17 protein-coding genes, 1 tRNA gene and 1 pseudogene are annotated in these 24,814 nt (G+C 36.8%); 3 read left to right on the top strand and 16 right to left on the bottom strand.

Going from position 1 to position 24,814, the window contains the following annotated elements:
* Nucleotide 1 precedes the first annotated feature (1 nt).
* The 3 genes from murD to typA form a co-directional block, all read right to left on the bottom strand.
* Nucleotides 2-1,354, bottom strand: coding sequence for a UDP-N-acetylmuramoyl-L-alanine--D-glutamate ligase (gene murD, locus O3652_RS00435; RefSeq protein ID WP_125413345.1), 1,353 nt, complete (start codon nt 1,352-1,354; stop codon nt 2-4).
* Nucleotides 1,355-1,471: 117 nt separating this feature from the next.
* Complete coding sequence (locus tag O3652_RS00430; RefSeq protein WP_000262660.1) at nt 1,472-1,726, bottom strand: DUF3165 family protein; 255 nt, start codon at nt 1,724-1,726, stop codon at nt 1,472-1,474.
* Nucleotides 1,727-1,745: 19 nt separating this feature from the next.
* Entirely contained in the window at nt 1,746-3,587 is a 1,842-nt protein-coding gene (gene typA, locus O3652_RS00425; RefSeq protein ID WP_125413344.1) for a translational GTPase TypA, read from the bottom strand.
* A 158-nt stretch (nt 3,588-3,745) separates the two neighbouring features.
* Here typA and O3652_RS00420 point away from each other — a divergent pair, with 158 nt between their 5' ends.
* Nucleotides 3,746-4,471, top strand: coding sequence for a 16S rRNA pseudouridine(516) synthase (locus O3652_RS00420; RefSeq protein ID WP_111466835.1), 726 nt, complete (start codon nt 3,746-3,748; stop codon nt 4,469-4,471).
* Between the two features lie 33 nt (nt 4,472-4,504).
* Here the strand turns inward: O3652_RS00420 and O3652_RS00415 are convergent, their stop codons facing one another.
* A complete protein-coding gene (locus O3652_RS00415) occupies nt 4,505-4,888 on the bottom strand; it encodes a rhodanese-like domain-containing protein (protein ID WP_125413343.1) in 384 nt (127 codons plus the stop codon).
* A complete protein-coding gene (locus tag O3652_RS00410; protein WP_044135604.1) occupies nt 4,885-5,118 on the bottom strand; it encodes a YqgQ family protein in 234 nt (77 codons plus the stop codon). Before O3652_RS00410 ends, O3652_RS00415 begins: the two co-directional genes overlap by 4 nt.
* A 102-nt stretch (nt 5,119-5,220) precedes the next feature.
* On the opposite strand from O3652_RS00410, the gene O3652_RS00405 reads away from it, so the two are divergent.
* Both O3652_RS00405 and O3652_RS00400 read left to right on the top strand, forming a co-directional pair.
* Complete coding sequence (locus O3652_RS00405) at nt 5,221-6,129, top strand: LysR family transcriptional regulator (protein ID WP_125413342.1); 909 nt, start codon at nt 5,221-5,223, stop codon at nt 6,127-6,129.
* Nucleotides 6,130-6,174: 45 nt separating this feature from the next.
* Nucleotides 6,175-7,986: an N-acetylmuramoyl-L-alanine amidase gene (locus tag O3652_RS00400; protein ID WP_125413341.1), complete on the top strand. Its 1,812-nt coding sequence runs from the start codon at nt 6,175-6,177 to the stop codon at nt 7,984-7,986.
* A 31-nt stretch (nt 7,987-8,017) separates the two neighbouring features.
* Here O3652_RS00400 and O3652_RS00395 read toward each other — a convergent pair whose 3' ends face one another.
* The 11 genes and pseudogenes from O3652_RS00395 to O3652_RS00345 all read right to left on the bottom strand — a co-directional run bounded on the left by O3652_RS00395 (nt 8,018) and on the right by O3652_RS00345 (nt 24,640).
* Entirely contained in the window at nt 8,018-8,335 is a 318-nt protein-coding gene (locus O3652_RS00395; protein ID WP_042902605.1) for a hypothetical protein, read from the bottom strand.
* Between the two features lie 226 nt (nt 8,336-8,561).
* Complete coding sequence (locus O3652_RS00390) at nt 8,562-9,431, bottom strand: DUF6287 domain-containing protein (protein ID WP_125413340.1); 870 nt, start codon at nt 9,429-9,431, stop codon at nt 8,562-8,564.
* 296 nt (nt 9,432-9,727) lie between these two features.
* Nucleotides 9,728-9,800, bottom strand: a tRNA-Thr gene (locus tag O3652_RS00385).
* Nucleotides 9,801-10,024: 224 nt separating this feature from the next.
* Entirely contained in the window at nt 10,025-16,513 is a 6,489-nt protein-coding gene (locus O3652_RS00380) for a S8 family serine peptidase (protein WP_371589970.1), read from the bottom strand.
* Nucleotides 16,514-16,942: 429 nt separating this feature from the next.
* Complete coding sequence (locus tag O3652_RS00375; protein WP_049520929.1) at nt 16,943-17,728, bottom strand: ABC transporter permease; 786 nt, start codon at nt 17,726-17,728, stop codon at nt 16,943-16,945.
* Nucleotide 17,729: 1 nt separating this feature from the next.
* Nucleotides 17,730-18,548, bottom strand: a complete 819-nt coding sequence (locus tag O3652_RS00370) for an ABC-2 family transporter protein (RefSeq protein ID WP_070569106.1) — start codon at nt 18,546-18,548, stop codon at nt 17,730-17,732.
* A gap of 1 nt (nt 18,549) precedes the next feature.
* Complete coding sequence (locus tag O3652_RS00365) at nt 18,550-19,542, bottom strand: ATP-binding cassette domain-containing protein (protein WP_070569110.1); 993 nt, start codon at nt 19,540-19,542, stop codon at nt 18,550-18,552.
* Between the two features lie 315 nt (nt 19,543-19,857).
* Nucleotides 19,858-20,019 (bottom strand): annotated as a pseudogene (locus O3652_RS00360) (phosphoglycerate mutase); the annotation flags it as partial.
* Between the two features lie 245 nt (nt 20,020-20,264).
* Nucleotides 20,265-22,679: a restriction endonuclease gene (locus tag O3652_RS00355; protein WP_000351016.1), complete on the bottom strand. Its 2,415-nt coding sequence runs from the start codon at nt 22,677-22,679 to the stop codon at nt 20,265-20,267.
* A gap of 60 nt (nt 22,680-22,739) precedes the next feature.
* Nucleotides 22,740-23,900 carry an XRE family transcriptional regulator gene (locus tag O3652_RS00350; RefSeq protein WP_000939332.1) on the bottom strand — a complete coding sequence of 387 codons (1,161 nt, stop codon included), beginning with the start codon at nt 23,898-23,900 and terminating at the stop codon, nt 22,740-22,742.
* A 26-nt stretch (nt 23,901-23,926) separates the two neighbouring features.
* Nucleotides 23,927-24,640, bottom strand: coding sequence for a DUF5986 family protein (locus O3652_RS00345; protein WP_000429394.1), 714 nt, complete (start codon nt 24,638-24,640; stop codon nt 23,927-23,929).
* Between the last annotated feature and the right edge of the window lie 174 nt (nt 24,641-24,814).

The raw sequence follows: 24,814 nt of genomic DNA, 5'->3' as shown, positions 1-24,814 counted from the left end.
ATTATTCCTTTAACTCCGCTACTGTGTCGATAAAGAGGTCGCCACGTGCTTCAAAGTTAGCATACATATCCCAGCTAGCATTGGCAGGACTGAGGAGAACCACATCTCCTTGAGTCGCGAGCTCATAAGCCTTGCGGGTCGCATCAGCAATATCTGTCGCATCTACATAAGCCACACCAGCCTTATCCGCTGCCCGTTTGACACGTTCTGCAGATTGACCGAGGATAACCATCTTCTTGAGCCCAGTAATATCTGGCACCAATTCGTCAAACTCATTTCCACGGTCCAAACCACCTGCGATTAAGATAACCTTACTGTTGTCAAATCCTGACAAGGCTTTTTGAGTAGCCAAGATATTGGTTGACTTACTATCGTTATAGAATTTGACCCCCTTGATTTCATCTACAAACTGGAGACGGTGTTTGACACCTCCAAAGGCTGATAGAGTTTCCTTGATGGTTTGGTTATCCACACCACGGAGCTTGGCTACAGCAATAGTCGCAAGGGCATTTTCTACATTGTGGCTACCTGGAACTCCGATTTCATCAGCTGCCATGACCACTTCGCCACGGAAGTAGAGTTTACCATCTTCCAGATAAGCTCCATCAACCTTTTCAAGTGTTGAAAATGGTACAACGGTAGCTTGTGTTTTGGTAGCCAATTCTTTTGCCAAATCTTGGTTAAAGTTCAATACAAGGAAATCATCCGCTGTCATCTTGTTCTGGATATTCCACTTGGCTGCCACATACTCCTCAAAAGAACCATGATAGTCGATATGAGTAGGCATGAGGTTAGTAATAACCGCAATCTCAGGATGGAATTCTTGAACACCCATCAGTTGGAAAGAAGAAAGTTCCATGACGAGCGTGTCCTTGGCTGTCGCAGTTTGAGCCACTTGACTAGCAGGATAGCCGATGTTCCCTGACAAAAGACCATGTTGGCCGGCAGCAGTTAAAACTTCCCCAATCATCGTCGTTGTAGTTGTTTTCCCATTTGAACCAGTGATACCGATAATTGGCGCTTCTGAGATTAAATAAGCCAATTCCACCTCAGTCAGGACTGGAATCCCCTTTGCCAATGCCTTTTCAATCATGGGATTGCTATACGGGATACCTGGATTTTTCACCATCAGAGCGAAATCCTCATCCAACAATTCCAAAGGATGCCCACCAGTGACAACCTTGATTCCCTCTTCTAGCAAACTTTGCGCAGCAGGATTTTCCTCAAAAGGTTTGCCGTCATTTACTGTCACAATAGCACCTAGCTTGTCTAGCAAACGGGCCGCAGACTCACCAGACTTAGCCAAACCTAAAACAAGAACTTTCTTATTTTTAAACTGATCGATTACTTTCATGTCTCAAACTCCATTTCTACTCCTACTATTTTACCATTTTTATAGAAATAATACTAAGCGAAAATGCTCTAACCCTCATTATAAAATCGAAAAAGAGAGCCGTAGCTCTCTTTCTATTTATCTTCTTTTGCTCTTTTTTACAGGCATGAGCGTAATGTCTCTCAAGCTAAAGTAGGCTAGAGCCAGCATGGCGATTGTGACAAAGAATTCTGTCGGTAATTGGAAGATTTGCAAGATGGACAACATCAGCAAAATCAAGAGTGCAACAACTACAAAGACCAAGATAACGATGTTGACTGTTCCTTTGATACTTTGAGGTGTCGCAAATACATAGAGTAGTAATAAGAGTATCCCTATGATTAAATAGACCATCTTTATCTCTTTCTAGCTCTTATTCAGCTGATTTTTTCTTTTTGTTGGCTTTCTCGCGCTCTGCCTTGTTGAGGATTTGCTTACGCAAACGGATAGACTCAGGCGTTACTTCCATGTACTCATCGTCATTCAAGAATTCAAGAGACTCTTCAAGGGTCAAGATACGAGGTGTCTTGATAACTGCTGTTTGGTCCTTAGTCGCTGAACGGACGTTGGTCATTTGTTTGGCCTTAGTGATGTTAACTGTCAAGTCGTTTTCACGAGAGTTTTCACCGATGATCATTCCTTCGTAAACCTCAGTACCTGGGTTTACAAAGATTGTACCACGTTCTTCGATAGACATGATTGAGTAAGTTGTAGCCTTACCAGCATCGATGGAAACGAGGGCACCACGGTGACGTCCACCAATTTCACCCGGAATCAATGGCAAGTATTGGTCGAAGGTATGGTTCATGATACCGTAACCACGAGTCATTGACAAGAACTCAGTTGAGTATCCGATCAAACCACGCGCTGGAACAAGGAAGACCAAACGAGTTTGGCCATTACCAGTTGAAATCATATCCAACATTTCACCCTTACGTTCTGAAAGGCTTTGGATAACAGATCCTTGGTATTCTTCAGGAGTATCGATTTGCACACGTTCAAATGGTTCACATTTTACGCCGTCAATCTCTTTTACGATAACCTCTGGACGAGATACTTGAAGTTCATATCCCTCACGGCGCATGGTTTCAATCAGGATTGACAAGTGCAATTCTCCACGACCTGAAACAGTCCATTTATCTGGTGAATCCGTTGGGTCAACACGAAGGGAAACGTCTGTTTGCAATTCTGCTTGCAAGCGTTCTTCCACCTTACGAGAAGTCACCCATTTACCTTCTTTACCAGCAAATGGTGAGTTGTTGACCAAGAAGGTCATTTGAAGGGTTGGCTCATCGATGTGAAGAACTGGAAGAGCTTCAACCGCATCTGTTGGAGTAATGGTTTCACCGACAAAGATGTCTTCCATACCGGAAACGGCAATCAAATCACCTGCTTTTGCTTCTTGAATTTCACGACGTTCCAAACCAAAGAAACCGAAGAGTTTTGTAACACGGAAGTTCTTCGTTGTACCATCTAGTTTAGAAAGGGTAACTTGGTCCCCAACCTTGACACTACCACGGAAGATACGTCCGATACCGATACGTCCTACGAAGTCATTGTAGTCCAAAAGTGACACTTGGAACTGCAAAGGCTCATCTGAATTATCTACTGGAGCTGGGATGTGGTCGATAATGGTATCAAAGATTGGTGCCATTGTTTTTTCTTGATCAGCTGGATCATCTGACAATGAAGAAGTCCCGTTGATAGCTGAAGCATACACCACTGGGAAGTCAAGCTGGTCGTCATCTGCACCAAGCTCGATGAAGAGTTCCAAGACTTCGTCCACTACTTCTGCTGGACGAGCTGATGGTTTGTCGATTTTGTTGACAACCACGATTGGAACAAGGTCTTGTTCCAAGGCTTTTTTCAAAACGAAACGAGTTTGTGGCATGGTTCCTTCGTAAGCATCTACGACCAAGACAACACCGTCAACCATTTTCATGATACGCTCAACTTCTCCACCGAAGTCCGCGTGTCCTGGTGTGTCCATGATATTGATACGAGTTCCGTTGTAGGCAACGGCTGTATTTTTAGCAAGAATTGTAATTCCACGCTCTTTTTCGATATCGTTTGAGTCCATAGCACGCTCTGCCAATTCAGTACGTGCATCAAGCGTTTCTGATTGTTTCAATAATTCGTCAACGAGGGTTGTTTTCCCGTGGTCAACGTGGGCGATAATCGCAATGTTACGGATATCTTCTCTTAGTTTTGTCATGATTTCCTCTAATATTTAAATTTTTATTTCTAACTGAACAATTATACCACAGTCTCATTCAAAAATCACAGTTCAGCTAAGTGTAAATGTTTTCACTCTGCTTTTCTAGTCAAGGCAACTCTTTTCAAAGTCAGAGACTTATGATAAGATAAGCTGGTATGCGTTTAGATAGATTATTAGCCCAAGAAAAGATCAGTCGCAAGGCTATGAAACAGGCTCTATTAAAAAAAGAAATCCTAGTGGACAATTGTCCAGCCAGCTCCCTGGCTCAAAATGTCGATACTGGATTGCAAAAATTAGTCTTTCAAGGACGACAAATCCAAGGCTACGAGCACAACTACCTCATGCTTCATAAACCAAACGGAGTCGTTACAGCTAGCAAGGATAAGAAACTCCCAACCGTCATGGACCTCCTTCCACCTGACAGCCAGTCTGACCAGCTCTATGCTGTCGGCAGATTAGATCGCGATACGACGGGACTGCTCCTTTTAACAGACAATGGACCTTTAGGCTTCCAACTCCTTCATCCCCAGTACCATGTCGATAAATCCTATAAAGTGGTAGTAAACGGACCGCTCACGTCAGACCATATCCAAAAATTCAAAGACGGGATTGTCTTTTTAGACGGGGCCACTTGTAAACCTGCTCAGCTCGAAATTCTGTCCTCAAGCCCAACAGAGAGCCGGGCCTCCATCACCATCTCAGAAGGAAAATTTCATCAGGTCAAGAAGATGTTTCTCTCAGTTGGTGTCAAGGTGACTGCCCTAAAACGAGTCCAGTTTGGACCTTGGAACTTGGATGATAATCTTCAAGAAGGAGACTATCGTCCCCTAAACTCAGAAGAGTTGGCAAGCATTCGAGACTTTCTCAGAAAAAGTGGTTAAAAAATGAGCTCAGAAACATCTAAGCTCGTTTTCTTATTTCTCAACTTTGACCTTCCCGTTCCAAGAATCCAACCCATAAGAAAGGATATAAATCTCAGAGAAACCTTGTTTTTTCAAATAAAGTGCTGCATTGGTCACTCGTTGTCCGCGTTGGTTTTCGTAGAGAAGGACAGGTTTATCCTTACGAAGGGCTGCAAGGCTTGACTTCAACTGATTTGAAGGAATATTACGGGCTCCGAGGATATGTTTCCTGTGAAATTCTGCTGGTTCACGGACATCAATCAATTGCCCTTTCCGAATCAAGGCTTCAAATTCTGCATTGTCCACAATCTTAGCCGCACGACGAATACGAAGGTAGTTATACCCCATCCATGCCACTATCGCCAATACGATTCCCCAAACAATCCAAATTGTCATAAGTTCTTATCTCCATTTTTCTCTATGTAGTCTAATTCTATCTTGTGCTCCCTGCGGAGAACAGCTTCCGCTTCTAGGTAATCTAGCTTGTCCATGAGACCTGCATCATAGATCCGAGAGAGTTCGAGCTTCATCAGTTCAATATCATACAAACGCTTCCCCATGTAAACAATAATACCAAACTGTTTGAGAAATTGCTGCACATCATAGAATGTTTTCATAGCTTCCATTTTAGCAGATTCTAGACTTTTTTTCAATACTGGACCAGCTCTTTCCCCCTATTTTCTTCGTCTTCATTGCCCATTCTTCCGCAAGTATGGTACAATAAAAACATGAGAATTCAACAACTACACTATATTATCAAAATTGTCGAAACTGGCTCTATGAATGAGGCAGCCAAGCAACTTTTTATCACCCAACCCAGTCTTTCAAATGCCGTTCGAGACTTGGAAAATGAAATGGGCATTGAAATCTTTATCCGCAATCCCAAGGGGATTACCTTAACCCGTGATGGGATGGAGTTTCTCTCCTACGCTCGTCAAGTTGTCGAGCAAACTCAGCTTCTGGAGGAACGCTATAAAAATCCTGTCGCCCACCGCGAACTATTCAGTGTTTCTTCTCAGCACTACGCCTTTGTAGTTAATGCCTTTGTCTCTCTGCTCAAAAAAAGTGATATGGAAAAATACGAACTCTTCCTTCGTGAAACTCGAACTTGGGAGATTATCGATGACGTCAAGAACTTCCGTAGCGAGGTCGGTGTCCTCTTCTTAAACAGCTACAACCGCGATGTTTTAACGAAAATGCTAGATGACAACCACCTGCTAGCCCACCACCTCTTTACCGCTCAACCCCATATCTTTGTCAGCAAGACCAACCCTCTAGCTAAAAAAGACAAGGTCAAACTGGCTGATTTGGAAGACTTCCCTTATCTGAGTTATGACCAAGGGACGCACAACTCCTTCTACTTTTCAGAGGAGATTCTTTCACAAGAGCACCACAAGAAGTCCATTGTTGTCAGTGACCGTGCCACCCTCTTTAATCTTTTGATTGGTTTGGATGGTTACACCATTGCAACAGGGATTTTGAACAGCAACCTCAACGGAGACAATATCGTTTCCATTCCACTGGACATTGAAGACCCGATTGAACTGGTCTATATCCAGCATGAAAAAACCAGCCTGTCTAAGATGGGCGAACGCTTTATCGAATACTTACTAGAAGAAGTTCAATTCGATAATTAATAGGAAAAATGAAAAAGAGAAAAAGAAAAAGTTAGGAAATAGAAAGTGAAAAAGATACTACTGACCAGTGCTTTAATCCTTTCAATCGCAGGATTAGCACCCACATCCGTCTTAGGAGAAGAAAATACATCTCAATCCACATCTGCTATCAAGGAATCAACCACTAAAGAATCAAAGAAAGATTCTATCGTTAAAGAGAAAGCTGAATCAGAAACATTCCCAAAAGAAAAAACTACAGAAAAAATTAAAGAAGAACGTCCCAAAAAAGAAGGATGGTACCAAGAAAATCACCACTGGCGTTTTTACCAAGATGATAAGCCTGCTTTGAACTGGAAACAAATCCAAGGCAAATGGTACTACTTCGATCAAGATGGAAATCGTCTTCATTCTACTATCTACAAAGGCTATGCCTTTGACCAAGATGGTGTCATGATAGAAAATAGTTGGACCAGACTCGACAATCAATGGTATTATGCTGATTCTTCTGGACGACTAGCTCAGAACACCTGGAAAAAAATCAATGGTTCTTGGTACTATTTTGACCAAACTGGAAGCATGCTCAGCAACACCTCCGTTGACGGCTATCTTCTCACAAAAAGCGGAGCTATGGCAGAAAAGGGTTGGACTAAATTAGACAAAATTTGGTATTATGTCGCTCCTTCTGGAAAAATCTCACAGGATAAATGGGAGAAAATCAACGGTTCTTGGTACTACTTTGACAAAGATGGTGGAATGCTGAGCGCGACAACCTTCAAGGGTTACCTCTTTAACCAGAGCGGAGCTATGGCAGAAAACAACTGGGTCAAAATCAAGGATACTTGGTTCTATGCAAACGGGTCAGGGAGATATGTCCAAGAAAACTGGCAAAAGATTCAGGGTTCCTGGTACTCATTTGACCAGGATGGTGGGATGCTTGCAGACAAATGGCAAGGAAGCTACTACCTCAAAACCAGTGGAGCCATGGCGGAGAATGAGTGGATCTTCGATAAAGCCTACAAGAGCTGGTTCTATCTAAAAGCGAATGGCCGTTATGCAAATCAGGAGTGGATTGGAGCATACTACCTCAAGTCAGGTGGTTACATGGCAAAGAGCGAATGGATTTACGATAACTCTGACAAAGCACGCTACTACCTAGATGATAATGGACATTATGTTTCAGGAACTTACAAGATAGACGGTAAGGAACACCTGTTCCAAAAATACGGCCAATGGATTTCTGAAGTTTCAACTGAAGGTGGATTTACAAAAGGCCTATACAGCAATACCATTTTCCTAGATCCTGGGCATGGTGGTCGAGATTCAGGTGCCTTCTACTACAATGTCGCTGAAAAAGATCTCAACATGCAGATTTACCGTAAACTTCGTACTAAGCTAGAAGAACTAGGCTACAAGATCCTCACTTCTCGTGATAGTGATATTGACGTTGATTTTGTAACCGAACGTTCTCGTATGGTTAATAAGACCAACTCGGATATTTTTATCAGTATTCACTTCAACGCTACTGGTAATACCTACTCAAAAGCAAGCGGTATTCAAACCTATTCCTATAGCGATGAACCTGATTACCCAAGCAAGATTAATAAATACTGGCACAATCACCCTGATCGTATGAGTGAAAGCAGACGCCTCGCCGCTGCCATCCACTCCTCTCTACTAGCTGAAACAGGAGCTAAGGATGCTGGTCTGTTGGAGAGCAGCTATGCTGTACTACGCGAAACAGCCAAACCAGCGGTCCTCCTAGAGCTTGGTTATATGGATAATTTCTCCGAAAACCAACAAATCAGAGATAGCCACTACCAAGATAAACTGGTCGCAGGCATCGTAAAAGGAATCCAAAAATATTACGCTGGTAAATAAAAATAAAGTCTCGAGAAACCTCGAGACTTTTCTATTTGTCTTCTTTTTTATCTTTATCAGGAAAGAGATAGCCAATGCCTACACAAGCTAGCACTCCTGCACCAATCACCAAACCACTTGAAATTGGCAAGAGATCAAAAATAGCATTTGCAATGATAAAGGCAATGATTAGGCACATTAGACTAGCCTTATAGTCTTTTTTCAAAAAGTTTTCTAGTGTGAAATAGAGGAACAATCCTACCGGAATGAGTGACCAGAGGTTGACATCCAAACTTGGCCAACCAACAGAACCGAAATACAATACTAGCGCTGCTGCTACTAAAAATACAAGTCCTAATAATTTTTTCATTTTTTTGTCTCCATTTTCTTTTTTAGGTTCTTGAGTTGTCTGATACTAACCCCTCACGTCCCTTACATGAATCATTATAGCAGAGGAATTTTTCAAGAACAAGCCCTTTTGCCTATCTGGTCAATATCTTTGTCTAAGTGGTTGAGTATTTGTAACAAAAGAAAAAGAAGCCCTAATGGGCTTCTTGATTCTGCCGATTGTAACAGTATTTTTGAACGAATACCATCTAGTTTTTCTTTTCCTTTGACTCAAGAGAAGATTTGATTGATTCACGGTCTGCTTGTAGTTGAGCTAAGTTCTTTTCTGCTTCCTCAAGTTTACTGGTATCTGGTTTCACACGATAATAAACCTTTTCTGGTTTCATTAACATCGATCCATACTCTTGCCCAGAAAGTAGTCTTTCCTCAGCATGGTTGCTTTTATCCGTAATCTTTCCGTCATCAGCGGGTTGCATAACAACACCACTTGGCACAGCTACTACTACAAATCCTCCAGCAACAGAATCTTTTACCCATGCACTGATAGACGCTGTCTCAGGATTACGACTATCTTGTCCTTTTGATACCTTTAATCCAACTACAGATTCGTACTTTTGATCATTTGTAAACCAAGTCGCACGTACTTCTCCAGAATCATTAATAATGTATTCATTACCAGATTGACTACGCCAAGTACCTTCTAAACTAGACAAGTCATTGTTCTTAATTGCTTCAATATCTAATTTTGGAACAGCAGTTTCTTTCTTGAACTTGCTAACAAATGCTTCTGCTTCCGTAATTTTGGTATCTAAAGCAGTCAGTTGATCCTTGAGTTTCTGAATTTCCTCTTGTTTATCCTTATCAGTCTCATCTGTCTTTCCTTGGCTTGTAGACGATTGACTTGTTGACTCTGTAGTTGAAACAGCAGACGATGCTTGATTTGACTCTTTCTTTACAATCAGAAAATATGAGAAAATACTTACCAAGATAAGAGTGACTAAAACAGCGAGTGCTATGCCAATATAGATTTTTATTTTTTTATTTGGAGTCAACTTTGATTCTGACCGCTTACGTCCGTTAATCTCTTCAAATTGTCTTTCCCGTTCTTTCTTATTCATAATTTTCTCCTTTTTGATTTATATTCAGCCAAGTTTGCGAGACTTCATTCGTTACTATCCATGAACTTTTATGACTTTTTAAAAAAATCAAAGCAAAAATTTCTAGAATAATTAACAGCCTATAGTCCTCTAAAACGGAACGAAAACAAGTGCTTATTAAAATATATTATACCACAAAATATAAATTTTAGTTTTAATTTATAAGTAGGAGTTTCTGACGTTAAATAGAACCTATCTCAAACGTTCCACCTTTCCTATATTTACAAAAAAAGAAGCCCGTTTGGACTTCTTGATTCTGCCGATTGCAGGGCTTGAACCTGTGACCTACGCGTTACGAGTGCGTTGCTCTACCAACTGAGCTAAATCGGCGATTACCCTTTTAGTATAGCACTCTGAGAATAGATGTCAAGAAATTTTTATCTCCATTAGAAAAAGCCTGTCCTGAGACAAGGCTTTTACATATATCTCTATTAAATCTCCCATTTTCATAGAAATCTAAATAATATATTTATAAATCAATACTTTCACAAAACTATGTCATCACCTCACTATCTAATCTCAGTACATAAACCATTTTTTCTATAGCTTTTGTCTTAATCTTTATTTTTTCTCTTCAATCCAAGAAAAGCTCCTACTATAAACATGATTCCGGCAGCTAATAGTGTCTGGGCTCCGCTTGCTGTTCCGGTTTTTGGCAACTCATTAGGATTGTTACTAGTTGATTTACTATTGATGTTGATATTTTTATTAGTTAAGTTTCCTTGTTCATTTAGATAAATGTTCTTGTTAATTTCAAAGTTTTTATCATTTTCATCAGAAACAATACTGTTGACATCATTAGTTGAATTAGATTGTGTTTTTTCTTTCTTTTTCGATACATCAAAAGTAGGTTTATTTTCCTCCTCCTTTTTCTCCTCTATTTTCTTGAATACAGGTTTTATAAAGGTATCTTTTGATAGATTAAGAACATAGCCAGCGTCTTTTTTCCCTTCGAAACCAGAAATTTCCCAACCATCAAATTGGTATCCTTTTTCTAATTCACCCATATAGACAGGTAACATAAAATCTTCTTCCGACACTATCGTTGAACTCATTTCTTTTCCATTTTGAATTGTCACAGTCACCGTATGAGGTTTTAATTCGCTTACCTCTCCCGTATCTTTGTTTAAAATGAATTCTTTTACGGTTGTATTTCTTGCGAAATCTTTTACAACAATCTTAATGTTTAGTGTCTTATCTGTTAGTTGTTTAATATCATCAAATGATTTGTATTCTTTTCCATTAACATAAATATGTTGTTCTTGAATCTCACCATCGAATCCATTATTTCTTTTATCATTGATGTTAAAGACTACAGATTTTCCATTAGCATATTCGATACTAGTATTTCCTTTTGGATCAATCTTTACTTCTGGTTTGACATTATCATATAAAAATTGATAATGTACTCCAACCGCTTTCGCATTCAAATCGCTATAGCCAGTTTGAAGATAAACATTTCCATCCATATCTGTTACCTTATCTGGGAATCCGTTTGCTTTATAGTCTTTCATCCCCCAGTCCATGATGTCACCGTCTTTAACATTAAGCTTAATGTTAAAATCTCTAGTGTTATCAATGTGTAAATCTCCGTAGATTAAATAATTATCTACAACCGATTCATTAACTCTCAACTCCCAGTTAAAACCACCCTTATCAGAAATCTTACCTCTTAAATAAAATTCTGGATTTCGTACATAAATTTTATTAGTTTTAGATGGATTAAAGTAGTTCTTGTCCATTGAAAGATTTACTGGTTTTGCATCAATAAATAACGTAGAGCCATCTTCTTTTATAGCTTCTACATTGGACTTATCCTCTCCTGTGTACTCTTTACCATCCTTACCAAATAATACAAGTTTAGAAGGATCTGTCACAAGATTTCCATCGTTATCGATTGCCTCCCCTTTATCATTCATTTTAAATGTAAACACTTGATACCTTACAATGTTAAAGCCGTCCAAAGCCGACATTAATACTGATTGAGTACTTCTTCCATCTTCAACATTTCTACTATCAGCATAAATTGTTGTTTCTGATAAAACTCTTAGATTAGGATTGGCCTTTTGGATTTTTGCTATATCTTCCTTGTTATAGACTCCATTCCCTTCTAACATATCCGTTTTTCCAGGATTATAGGTAGTCACTTTTAGTGCATAGCCTTTTCTCAGAATGATGTTATCCTTTAATAGATATTGTTGTTTTTCTGAATCAGAATAGATTTTACCAGATTCCATGTCCGTTAAATTATTTGGTTTATTTTTTGAAAGATCTCCTTCTCCTAATTCTATTACATTCCCATAACTTGATGCATACGGATATTCTGCTTTAGTTTCCTTATTTTTTTCAGGCATTCTAATTTTAGTTTCAGCTTTTATCTGACCATCATCTTTGACAAAAAACCTCATATCTCCTGCAAAAGCTAATCCATCCACAATATCATTAATATTAGCGTATAAATCAAATGTCATCGTTTTTGAATGGGAATCATACTTGGTCGTTTTGATTTCTATCGATTTATAGTTATTTCCATAGTATACCTTGGCATTTTTAGAAACATTACTGATCTTTCCAAGAATTTCAAAGTGTCCATCTTTAGATGGGTTTAGAATGCCATAAATTTTTGATTTGATTTCATCAAGTTTTTCAGTTTCATATTCTAAGGCACTACCATCGTCATAAGCAATGATATTTCCCTTATCATCGTATTTATAATCGTATTCCTCTATTCTCTTACCAGTTTCACTTGTAAAGTCATCAACTTCTCTAAATTTCTTTTTAATGAGTTTCTTTAAATCTTTGCTTTCAAAGTCTCTAATTGTTGAAATTGTTTTATGAATAGTCAAGCTAGATTTTTCTTCGGTAGCCTCTTCATTTTCTTGATGATGTTCTACTTCAGTTGTATCTTTTTTAAGACTATCCTCTTTTCTATTTTCTAAATTTTTAAATTTAGATTCGGAAATCTCGCCAAGCTTTTGGTATTTAGATGAATCTTGATCAGGATCTACTAGATAATAGGAAATCATCCCATTTTTATCAGCATGATCAGCAAATTTAAATCTATGAATCTTTGTGAAATTGCTAGAACCGTCTAATGCAATCACTTCAATGATTTTTCCTCTTAAATCTCCTGCACCTTTAATTTCATAAATGGTATTTCCGTCTTTGTCAAGTTTTCTATTTCGTCCTTGACCCTCACCTGCATAAGTGACTTCAAGATTTTTCTCAACCTCTCCATCTTCATTAACAAGAGCGGCCCCAGCATACCAAACTTCGTTGGCAATCTCGTCAAATTTTTCAGGATGTTCTTTTTGATCTCTCGCAAATAGCGTTTCATTCTTATATTGCTCTTTGACCTTGTGATAAGTATCCTTTGTAATTAACTTAATTTTTCCAGGGTTTGAAAAATCAATTGAAACAATCTTTGGAGGGGTGTTATCAATTTTTACAGGAATATAGGAAACCTGCCATGGGTAATCCTTGGTTAATCTATATTTAAATTTATAGAAATATTGGCCTTCCGCAATCGGTTCAAATTGTCCTCGTATCTTAGTAGCAGGATCTTTTTTGTCATTACTTTCTGGGGCATTTTCTTCTCTACCTCTAGGGTTATAAATGAGTCCATCCCATTTCAAGTCACCCCAAACTTTTAGCTTAGAAGATTTAATGCCCTTTGCATCATTTCTTTTAGAGTTTAAAATTCCTTTAATAAAGTGTTCTCTCGAAATGACTTTTAAGTCTTTTTGATTTTCTCCTTCTTTATTTGTATTTACTATTGAAATCACCCCTTCTTCTGCACTTCTTAATACAAGTGGAGAAGGCGTTAATCCTCTCTCAAGTTGAGCATCTTGAGGATTTCCATTTGAATCTAAAGGATAGATTTTAGCAATATTAGAGCCACTTGATGAAGGTGCGTTGATTCCTTCGTTATTGAAAGCAAATAATTCTGGATTTTGATCTAGGGATGTTGTATTTTTATCTTTTCTATTTTGGATAACTCCTGCTGGATTAAATTTATCTATACCATGTTCTCCACCAATCCCCTTATTTAAGGTACCTGGAATTTTTGGTTTACCATCATCATCATAACCTTCCATTGCTTTTGATTTTGATCCTTCTTCCCAGGCCCATTTATCAAGGATTGGTTCGTGGTTCCAATTCCCAGCAAATCCCATTAGAGGCATCGACAAAGAAGGTTGGAAGTTTCTTTTCTTACCGTTGGAGTTTAGAGCTTCCATTTCTTCCACTGACTCAAAATGAATAAATGATTCTACAAATTTATTTTTGTTTTTAGCTTCTCCAACATTTATAACCGCATTTAAATCAAAGCTGGAATTTGGACCTATAGTGAAAGTATCATGCTCAAATGTGATATTTGCTCCTTTGACTTTTTCTGGGTGAATTTCCGGAACAATTTGCTTCCCGTCCGGAGATTTTTCATCTTTATATGTTTCATCGAGTTTTAGCCTATCAGTTAGAGCATCTGTAGTTACAGTTGATGCAGAAACTTTAAAGGTTAAAGGTCTGTTTGAGGTATTGTGAAGCTTAATTGTAAAGTATTTTTTATCACCTTTTATTTCTTTAAGAGAAATGGAACCATATGAATTTACCAAACCTTTAGAATCTGTATTTTTGAAAGTTGCTACAACTTCATTTCTCAAAGCGTTGGCAACATTAATTAGCCCCGCTCCCTGCTGTCTAGGTGATGCAAAGTATTGACTCTTTTCTTTCCAAGAGGTTGCATCCATCATAGGTCTTGCAGTATTTTGTAGAGCTATTTTTGTAAGACTTGTAAGGTCTATTTTGTCATCTCCCTTAAGATTTTTCAAGACAGGTCTTTCAAGCAATTCCTTTAATTTTGGTCGAATCAAAACAGTAGAAGCTGCTACGATTGGAGTTGCCATACTAGTTCCTGACATATAACCATAAGTGGATTTACCATTGATAACATTTAGAGTGGATTTAATATTTTTACCAGGTGCTGAAACATCCGGTTTTAAAAGCAAGTCTGTTCTTGGCCCCCAAGATGTAGACCCTGCTGGGACTATAATATCTTCTTTATAAAGTTCTTTGTCTGTGTCAGCTGCAAATTTAAAGTCAATTTCTTTTTCATCACCTACATTCGGTTTATTAGAATTATAGCTTTCCATATCAATTGGATAGTATTGTTCTAAGTTATCTTTAAAATCTTCCTTATTATTTCTTTTGACTTCAGTTTTTTTATCAGGGTTAATCATGTTCCATAATTTTACACCATCATCTCCTGAAATTGAAAATACTTGACTAGTAGTCCCTTCATCCGCTTCATATCCCATAGCTGGAAGGTCTGTCCAATTATCTCTATTGTAGTAATTTACAGTATTTACAACCATAATGGCACGTGCGCCTTTATCCGTTGCTCTTTTAAAAGCATCTTTTAAATCCTTGGTATAAATTCTATCCATTACTGCAATTTTGCCCTTAAGATCCAAGCCTATCAAATCTTTGTCTTGACCTTTGCCTATATATACAAATTTTAATTTATTTGGAGTTTTTGACCCATCCTCATTTGTTAGGATTTTATTTTTATCGAAAAAAGCTCCTATATTTCTGTATTTAAAACTTTGTCCTCCAATGTTAACCTTATCAAACTCAATGGTTTGATTTTTAGCAGAAGCGACCGCTATCGCATCTTCATGTGCGGCAGTTCGTGTTACATTTCCAGTATCTGTCATTTTCAGATTATTATTGGCTACTAAATCCCAAGAAGAACTTGAAGCAGAAGTCGCAAAATTACCTGTAGCAACAACCATTGGAATTCCAGCTTTTCTTAATGCTCTAATAGCCTCCCAATATTTCTCGCCTACAAGACCTGTTCCCGTAAAGCCAGATGATACCGAAACAACATCGACATTGTGTTTGATCGAATCTTCAATAGCATGAAACATTGTTTCATCACCCGCGAACCCAGATCCTGCGTCAGAGTACATTTTATAAGAGAAAATTTGTGCATTAGGCGCAATTCCATCTATGCCATTAAAGTTCTTGATATCTTTTTCAGTATCATTTCCAGCAAGAATCCCTGCAATATGCATCCCATGTGGGTCAAAATAATCCCTACCATCATCATATTTTTCTACAGTGATTTTACCACCATTATAATAATTGAACGCATGAGGGATTTTATCACTCAACCAATAATTTTTATCAGTGCCTTTTAAATCTTCTTTTTTAAATTTCATTGAGTCTTTGGCATCATCATCGATCCTCATAGCCTTATGCCTATAATCTGTTCCAGTATCGATATTTGAAATGACCATACCTCTACCATCAAAATTTTTCCCAAATGGAGCATTAATAGACTTTAGGTAATCAATAGCTTCCTCAACTCCAATTTCCTTTCTGGCATGATTCATCATTGGTTGGACTTTTTGTGATCGTTCAACCGACGAAACACCTTCCATTTGTTTAATTTTGTCCAAATTATCTGGAGTTGTTTCAATGGCAGCGCCATTAAAAATCGTATTATAGGTATATAAAACTTTTGTATCCTCAAGATTGGATAGTTCCTTAATTACTTTTTCTCCAGATTCTTTATCTTTAAATTCAGCAATATAGACAAGTTTATCTTCTTTTTTAGGATTTTCTGTATCTTTATTTACAAATGAGTTCGCATCATCTCCTTTGGATTGATTGGAGTCTTCTTTGATACTTGCTCCTTCGTTACTAGTTTTTTTGTCTATCTTAGGCTTTCTACTAACAACTTCTTTTTCCTCAATAACTGTTGTCTTCTTCTCCTCAGTATCCTTTGAAGTTTCTATAACATTATGAAGTTCTTCAGATTGTTCATTTTTTTCTGTTTCTTTATCTGCTACTACTTTTTCTTTACCAGAAATTTTTAAAGCATCTTCAGAACTAGGTGCATCTGCTACTACTTTTTCTTTATCAGAAATTCTTAAAGCATCTTCAGAACTAGGTGCATCTGCTAAAATTACCTCATTGGGGGCATATGCTGCTAAAATAACTGCAGCAGTAGTTAATGACAATACCGTACTTTTTTTCATTATAATTCCTTCATTTTTTATTTTAAACCCAATAGATAGAAAACTTTAACCTTGCTAGCCTTTGTTATAAAAAGTTTTATGACGTATTATCTAGTGGGATAGAGTAGTACATTTATATATAATTGTTAGCTCTCTGAAAAATAGTATATCAATTAAAAAATTTTAAGTCAAGAAAAATTAACACGCATTAATTTTTTTTTTAATGTACATTAAAAAATATAAACCCAAAACTTTCGTAGTTAACTGGGATACATTATCAGCACATTCACACCATCAAAAATAGTAGCAATTAACTGGAATAACTACCAAAATCGCAAAAAGGGGTATGGATAGAATTTATGCCTTAATAAACATGCAAAAACAACCGCTATAATTTTCAACGGTTGTTTGTAACATATTTAATTTTTAACTCTCATCCTATCTTATCTCTTACGAACCCGCACTTTCGTAGGCATCCAAGCCCCTATCCCAGAGTTTTAAAGAAATAACAAAGAAAACAAGGGAAATCAACATCAACCCACCAATGTTAAAGAGCCCGTCTTTGTCCTGCAAGAAATAGCTGGCAGGATAGTAGGCCGTAAAGGCGAAAGGCACGATAAAGCTAATCAACCAACGAAGAAGCGAATTATAAATGGAAATCGGATACTTGGCAAAGTCATTAAACATATAAAAAATGTAAATCATGGCGCCTGACTGCTTGGTCCAAAAAGCGATACTGGCAGTCGCGATTTTCAAGGAAGTATAGATTAAGGTCGCAAAAGGAATGCAGACTAGAAAAATCAGGAATTTTGGAAGAGTCCAAGCAATGCTTGATACTGTTGTCGCTAGTAAAATTCCACCGACCAATAGTTCGCCCAAGGCATCAATCTGAAAGGTCTCAACCAAGATGTGAAAGAGAGGATTGATAGGACGCGTCAGGTACTTGTCAAACTCTCCTTTTCGCACCAAACGTTGCCCCAGAGCCCAGAGATTGTCAAAAAAGAGATGATCTAGTCCCTTGGGAATTAAGGAAAATCCATAGATAAAGGCGATTTCTTGAAAAGTCCAGCCTTCTAAGGAAGGAATGTGTTGAAAGAGCACATTGAGAAACAAGAGGTTCAGGCCTTGAGTCAGAAAAACTCCTAACACGCCCACCACAAAATCGACCTTGTATTCCATGATTTGCTTGATGTATTGTCTGATAAAAATCAAATGCATGCGTTGATATTTTTTCATACTAACCTCCTTGAATAGTGATAAAGGACTGGACTCGTTTCCATATCAACTGAGACAAGCCCACCATCACTATGAGCCAGAAGAACTGTAGCAAAAGCGCCTGAAGAATCTGACTGGCATCGTATTTCCCAACAATGATCATAACTGGAGTATAAATCAAAGATGAAAAAGGCAAGAAGGACAAAATATCAGAAACAATCTTTGGAAAGAAAGCCAAGGGAATCAGACTTCCAGACATAAAGGCCACTATAGAAGTCTTGAGTAGATTGGAACCCCATAGATTTTTAAAGACAAAGGCTGAAAATCCAAAGCAGATATTAAAGAAAAAATTGATCAGGTAGGCTAGGGTTAAGCTAAAGAGATAAAGGATGGTTAATCCCAGTACTTCTACAATTCCTTGCCCAGATAAAATTTTCATCAAGACAATGACACTTAAAAATGGCAGTCCAACAGAGATAAAAATCAACCACTTGGATCCAAGCTCTGTAAAGAGGTAAGAAGCCGCAAAATGCACTGGTCGCAACAAACGCATGATAATGGAACCATCCTTGACCTCCTCCCCAATCATAAAGGAGCTATCTGACCTGGTCAAAAGATTAGTCACAAAACTCATGATGATGTAAAGGGTGATATCTGCCATGCTAAAGCCCTGAATCAAAGACTCTTGCGAGGAATCAAAGACCGCCTTCCAGAGATAGAAAGCCACAAAAGCTCCCATGACATCACCAATCCGATAGAGAATAAAGTTGACTCGATAGCTAATCAACTCCTGAATCCCTGCATTGATAAAGGGTTTATAACGTCTCCACAATTTGACCATCTTAGAGCTCCTTTCGATAGAAGCGACGGATAATATCCTCAATATCCGTATCCACCATCTTCAAATCGCGGATTTCAAAATCAGACAGGGTTTGCTTGATAATATCAGCCGACTGGTAGCGGGAACTGTCGAATTCAATATTGAGGCTGTTTCCTTGTCTATCAATGGTCATATCCGAAGAGCCTTCATAGTGAGAGACAAGATGACTTTGCCCTGGTAGCAGTTCAAAGGAAAGAGTCTTCATCTTGCCAAAGGTTTCCTTGAGCTGGCTAACCGTTCCATCAAAAATCTCTTGCCCCTTATCAATCATAAAAATTCGATCACAGAGTTGCTCAATGTCGCTCAGGTCGTGAGTGGTCAAGAGAATGGTTGTTTCTTCCTCTTGATTGATCTGAGTAATTGCCCGACGAATATTGTCCTTGACCGAAACATCCAAACCAATGGTCGGCTCATCTAAAAAGAGAACCTTGGGATTGTGAAGCAAGGAAGCCGCAATGTCCGCCCTCATCCGTTGCCCCAGTGAAAGAGTTCGCACGGGATCCTTGATAAATTCCTTCAAATCCAAGACTTCATTCAAAAAATCCATGCGTTTATGAAAGAGCGAGTCTGGCACATCGTATATCTCTTTCAAGACCGTATAGGTCTCTTGCAGTGCCAAATCCCACCATAGCTGGGTGCGTTGTCCAAAGACAACCCCGATATCCTTGACATAGTCTTGACGATTGTCCTGTGGAATCTTGCCGTTAATCCGACAAAAACCAGATGTCGGTTTTAAAATTCCTGTCAGCATTTTGATGGTTGTCGACTTCCCAGCACCATTGGCCCCGATAAAGCCTAAAATCTGCCCCTTGGGAACCTCAAAGGTCAAATCCTTGACCGCTTCAAAGGTCTGCTTTTCAGGATGAATAAAGGAGCGCAAAGCTCCCTTTAACCCCGGCTCCTTCACTGTCTTCACAAAATTTTTCTGAAGATGTTCCACTTCTATCATTGCCATAAATCTCTCCCTATCGCAAGGAATAGCAACATTGTATTTTTGACTACAAATATCTAAATCCTTACTTTCTACACCTTCTCAATATTATTACAGAAGGCTTTATACCAACCTATTATAGTCCAATAAAAAATAGAATGCAAGCGTTTGCCTATAGATTATGAAATTAGAGATTTCTGTCTTAAAATAATACTTTTAAACAAAAATTCTGGTTTTATATTTTCCTTAAAACACAAAAAAACCTGCCCAGAAGGGCAGGTTACGAATTGTAAAAAGCAAACTATTTTGATCAATATGAATCACTATTTAATCAAAGAACTAATCTTTCATAATTCTTTTCACAATCCCATTTCTATCAATTAGAAAACAATCTGGAAAGGTCATCTGCTCCCATTTTTCATAATCAAAACTGGAATCAAAGTGATGTAGTAGTATTCCTATCAAATTCCCGTGTGAACTAAGTAAAATCGTTTTTTCTGATATCATAGACATTCATTAGATGTCTATTAACTACAAATTTTTGACTGATAGATGTTACTAATTCATTTTCCTTTTGTAAACTGATTTTGTGAAATACAAATGTAGAGACTAAAACACAAGAATGAAACTAGAAAGCCAATGCTATATTATTTTAGTTTTTTTCAGAATATTATTGTACAAAAAATAGGTTGTGTCTGAAAGATTCTAGTGACTTCTGAGATTAGTCTAGCACCTTACTTTCTAAACTATAACAATGGTTTGTTTAAAATACTTTCTAATGTCACCCTTTCTTCCAGTTGAGAATCTCTCCATCTATCATAGGCTTCATCTTCGTAGAAAATGCTATCATATTTCCACTGCAAATATTCTTCAAGATGGTATTGTAAACTTGAATAATCAAAATTTTCTACTGAGATATCATCCCATTCATAGCCCCCTCCTAATAACTTCTCTGTTATTCTATTTTCAAATTCTGATATTTGTTCTTCGACTTCCCAATCCAAATCAAAACCATCTGGGTCATAAGTACAATCAACGTCTTCCTTTTCCAAAGTGCTACTACTGTCTAAATAATCTTGGAGTAACTCAATTTTTTTCTGTCTAAAAACGCTATAGCAGTACATCTCTTTTAAAGAACCTTCTTGATAATCATCATCTGCTATACTTACCTCATAAATTATCTCACTTATTGTATTTACAATATCATCTAGTTCTTCCGAGCCAAGATAAGGACTATTTACTAGTTTATCTAAAACACTTTTATCATCAAGAATACTCAGAAATACTCTTTTCATTGCTTTATTATCAGAAAAATAAATCTGACTAATAATATCACTCCACCCATTCAGATAAATATTTAAATTATTCCGCCCATCATATATTCTCAGCAACTCCTCAAAATCAGTCTTAAATTTTGAAAATTGATTTAAATATATAATGGATAGGATTTTTTCGCCAATAAAATCATCTTTATCCTTAAAGTACTCCCAATCATCTAGTAGTTTACTAAAAAATATATTCTGCGACTCATTTAATTCACGCCATACATAACCATCGACCCCTTTACATAATTGGTGAAGGTAAATAGAGTTCTCAGTTATTTCTTCAGTTATTTTGGGATACTCTTTTAATTTATCATTTAAAAAATCAATTATGCTAGGATTAAAAAAGTCTACCATACTGTCATCATCAAAATTTTCTTTTTTAAAAGTAACCCATGAACCATCAAGCTTTTTTAACGATTTCTTAAAATCAAATGTTGGATTAAGTTCCAAAGCATGCAGTGAGTCTATCAACCACTCTTCTTTGATAGGGAAGCTATCGAATCGTAATAAAGAAAATAACAAATATTTTTCTTCATCCTTCAGATTGTTAAATAAATTATTGTAAAGCTGATTAGGATGCTCAAGATTATATACTACATAATCATAAAAATTTTCGTTAGAATCCTTAAAATTATTTGCTATTAATTCTACTAACCTAGGAAAGTAATTTCGATGTTGTACAATTCTTGTCCAATCTCGTCCAATAAGATCGTTATATTTTTCTACAAGCTCTTTCTTGTCATCGTTTTCAAGATAGTGTGCTTTTCGTTTAAAAACTTTCCTAAAGATATGGGCTCTTTCTTCATCCGAGTACTTAGATAGATCAATAATAAATTTTCTTTCCTCTGAAAACTTTTCATTTATTAGTTTTTGAAACTCAGAATTCATTGATGTTGCATCTTGAACAATTTGAGTTCGAGAATTTAAACAGATAAAGAGATTATTAGTATAAGTTGATGCGGAATATAGTTTTCTTATATCTTGCAGTATCCTCTCTTCAACATCAAACTTATTACGTCCTAAGAAATCATCAAAAACTACAAAAAGATTCCTATCTTCGCTCCCCCTATAAACTTCATGATATAATTTGAGAACCTCGTTAATCTCCTCGACTCTACGAACAATAACATCAAAGACATTATCATCATTATTTAAAAATAAATTTCCTAGCATTGAACAAGTTGTTGTTTTTCCAATTCCCGCTGGTCCTTGAATTAATACAATATGTTCCCTTTGTAAAATATGATATGCTTCCCCTAGAAAAGACGTTTCAACAAAATATTTAGAATCAAAATCTGAAAAATATTCCTGTGATTCTGCTTCTACCGATTTCAGTCGATCACTCTTCAGGATAATTGAAATATCTTTCTCCAACAATCCATAATCCATAAAAACATCTCTATATTCTTTCTGTTGAGAAAGAGTGGTTAACGTAGATGAGTAAATAATATAATCATCGGTCGGAATTGCATTAGGAATAATTTCATCTGCGTAATCACGAATCTCCTTTAAGTTTGCAGGGGATAACCCCATACTTGTAACAATAACATATTTAAAATCCGTCACCCAACCATATTTTTCTTTCGTCAGAGCAATTTTATCAATTTCTTCTTTTAAATGTTTTACGGCTGTAGTCTTATTTTTTGTTACCTGCCACCGTTTAGCTTGAATAATAAGAGTAGGAGATTTGATATCATCTATTCCATCAATACCGGCATCTCTCCCTTCCTTAAATCCATGTAAACTCTTATTTTCAAATTTTTTCTTTACAATCTCAATAGCAAAATTTTCAAAGTCTGATGTAGTCATTCCATCAGCACGAATACCAATATCCATAGTTCTCCTAATTCTAAAATCCCTACAAATGTTTAATCACATATTATGCTTCGGACTATTCTATAATCTTCTTATTCTTTCTTTAGTAAGACTAATAATATTTGGATACCTATCATTCAGTTCATCAAGATATCCTGCCTCTAAGCCACATAAATCCTCAATTAAAAAATTAGGCAACAATTTATTGTATACTCTATAAATATCAGCAGATATGTCCATCACAATTCTATTTTCCACTAATAGCTCTACTGACTGTTTTAAAGATAGAGGATTGCTAATCAATTTTGTTGAATCTAACGGCTCATTTTTTCTCCAACCTCTGTAACTAAGTTTCTTATACAAGTTTGTATACTCATTAGAATCTATGATATTCAACGACTTAGCACGCATTATCATCATACTAATTGAAACTTGCCAAATTCTTTTTAGATACCTGTAGTACTCTAGATCATTTTCATGCCCAATGATAGAAGCTTTAAACGAATCCATTGGCAATAGAAATTCAGCCGCAAACTCATTTGCTTCGTCTTCCATTTGCTTATATTCAATTGCTCCCATGTCTTGAGGCGACTTACAATTTTCATGCATTAACCAATGTCCTAATTCATGGGCTAAACTAAACTGCTGACGATAGAATGAATACTCTGTCCCTTCTAATATAACAACATAATACTCATTATTATTTACTTTAACAGCTGAACCAAAAGCATCAACTTTATCACTCTGAGTGTCTATTCTAGAAATAACAAAACCTTTTTCCTCCATCAACAACGACAAGTTATCAATTGGTCTATCTCCAAGTTCCCATTTCTCTCTTATGTAGCTTGCGTATTCTTGTGGGGTATAGTCTAAGCCAGAAAGACCCCAGTCAAGATTTGGAAAATCAATAAATTCTCCCAAATAATCTCTTATTAAAGCAACATAGTTTTTATTTATTTCTGCAGGCATTTTTTCTGTTTGAGTCGCTGTGTAACGACTTCTAAAAAATGTGCCTGTAGAACTTAAGCTAAAATTATCATTTCCAAAAAAGAAATCTCTCGGAAACTTTAATTTCTTTTCCAATATTTCTAACGATTCTTCACTTGGCGTTGCTCGTCCTTTTTCATATTTAGAAACCATTTGTTTTGAAACGTTTAAAAACTCTGCAATCTGAGTAATACTTTTTTTGTTAAAAAGTCTTGCCTCTTTTAAGCGAGCACCATTAAAACTAATCTGAAGCATTATTTACACCTATTTTATATAAAATATCATAATTTAGCATTCTCTTCCTTTTTTTCAACATAAAGACTAACATGCTTTTGGGACTCCAATTGTCTCTGTACGTCAGATTTCAATGCAACAAGAGGTTTTTCAGGATTATTTCCACGTCCATCTTCTTCAAGTTTTGTAAAATCAAATTCTGTGATATTTACAGCATCAATAAATTCACAAAAGGCATTTACTTGGTTAACGCTCACTTCTTGGGTCTTCTTATCAAATGTAATAACTCTAATCTCATCAATTAAATTATAAAACTCTCCTAACAACTTCTTCGATTGCGCAATTTGCGATTCGCTCAACTCATCGTTATCTAGGTCGTTAAATAATTCAATTGACAATGTACCCTTCTCTTTTCCATTTAAATGGGAATTTTTTGAACGTGCTATACAAGTAAGATAGTGATGTTTTTCGTAATTCTCAGTAACGTCTTCAAATCTATTGTGCATCATAAAAACATACAAGATTCCCTCGATAATTACACCTCTCGCTGTCCATAGAGCCCCCATATGCATAACAGGTGAAACTAATCCATTTGATTGAGCAATAATTGCAATATCTCGATAGATAAAATCCCAATTTAAACTATGACGACTATTTTTAGTCTCGAACTCATTATCAGAATATATTTTTTCAATATCTTTCTTGCGATTTGTTGAAAATACTTGAGCAAACTTAAAGATTTTGGTTGGTAAATTTTCCATAGAGCACCTCATTGAAATTTATAGTCTTATTTTAAGATTTTCTTTCAAAAAAGTCAACTATTATTGGTTTTTATTATTATTTTATCTCCCTAATCTGTTTGGATACCTTTAATACTTAGATCACGAAACTAGAAAAATCATATTGTTATTTTGAATAAAAGTTCTATCATTAAT

It is taken from the genome of Streptococcus sp. 27098_8_23, from assembly GCF_041432195.1.
Taxonomy (GTDB): Bacteria; Bacillota; Bacilli; order Lactobacillales; family Streptococcaceae; genus Streptococcus.
Note: the sequence above shows the minus strand (reverse complement) of the source record. Positions and strands in the feature narration are given on the sequence as shown.

Coding starts and splice junctions, on each gene's coding strand:
- murD (WP_125413345.1), bottom strand. CDS start 1,354: ATGAAAGTAATCGATCAGTTTAAAAATAAGAAAGTTCTTGTTTTAGGT.
- O3652_RS00430 (WP_000262660.1), bottom strand. CDS start 1,726: ATGGTCTATTTAATCATAGGGATACTCTTATTACTACTCTATGTATTT.
- typA (WP_125413344.1), bottom strand. CDS start 3,587: ATGACAAAACTAAGAGAAGATATCCGTAACATTGCGATTATCGCCCAC.
- O3652_RS00420 (WP_111466835.1), top strand. CDS start 3,746: ATGCGTTTAGATAGATTATTAGCCCAAGAAAAGATCAGTCGCAAGGCT.
- O3652_RS00415 (WP_125413343.1), bottom strand. CDS start 4,888: ATGACAATTTGGATTGTTTGGGGAATCGTATTGGCGATAGTGGCATGG.
- O3652_RS00410 (WP_044135604.1), bottom strand. CDS start 5,118: ATGGAAGCTATGAAAACATTCTATGATGTGCAGCAATTTCTCAAACAG.
- O3652_RS00405 (WP_125413342.1), top strand. CDS start 5,221: ATGAGAATTCAACAACTACACTATATTATCAAAATTGTCGAAACTGGC.
- O3652_RS00395 (WP_042902605.1), bottom strand. CDS start 8,335: ATGAAAAAATTATTAGGACTTGTATTTTTAGTAGCAGCAGCGCTAGTA.
- O3652_RS00390 (WP_125413340.1), bottom strand. CDS start 9,431: ATGAATAAGAAAGAACGGGAAAGACAATTTGAAGAGATTAACGGACGT.
- O3652_RS00380 (WP_371589970.1), bottom strand. CDS start 16,513: ATGAAAAAAAGTACGGTATTGTCATTAACTACTGCTGCAGTTATTTTA.
- O3652_RS00375 (WP_049520929.1), bottom strand. CDS start 17,728: ATGAAAAAATATCAACGCATGCATTTGATTTTTATCAGACAATACATC.
- O3652_RS00370 (WP_070569106.1), bottom strand. CDS start 18,548: ATGGTCAAATTGTGGAGACGTTATAAACCCTTTATCAATGCAGGGATT.
- O3652_RS00365 (WP_070569110.1), bottom strand. CDS start 19,542: ATGGCAATGATAGAAGTGGAACATCTTCAGAAAAATTTTGTGAAGACA.
- O3652_RS00355 (WP_000351016.1), bottom strand. CDS start 22,679: ATGGATATTGGTATTCGTGCTGATGGAATGACTACATCAGACTTTGAA.
- O3652_RS00350 (WP_000939332.1), bottom strand. CDS start 23,900: ATGCTTCAGATTAGTTTTAATGGTGCTCGCTTAAAAGAGGCAAGACTT.
- O3652_RS00345 (WP_000429394.1), bottom strand. CDS start 24,640: ATGGAAAATTTACCAACCAAAATCTTTAAGTTTGCTCAAGTATTTTCA.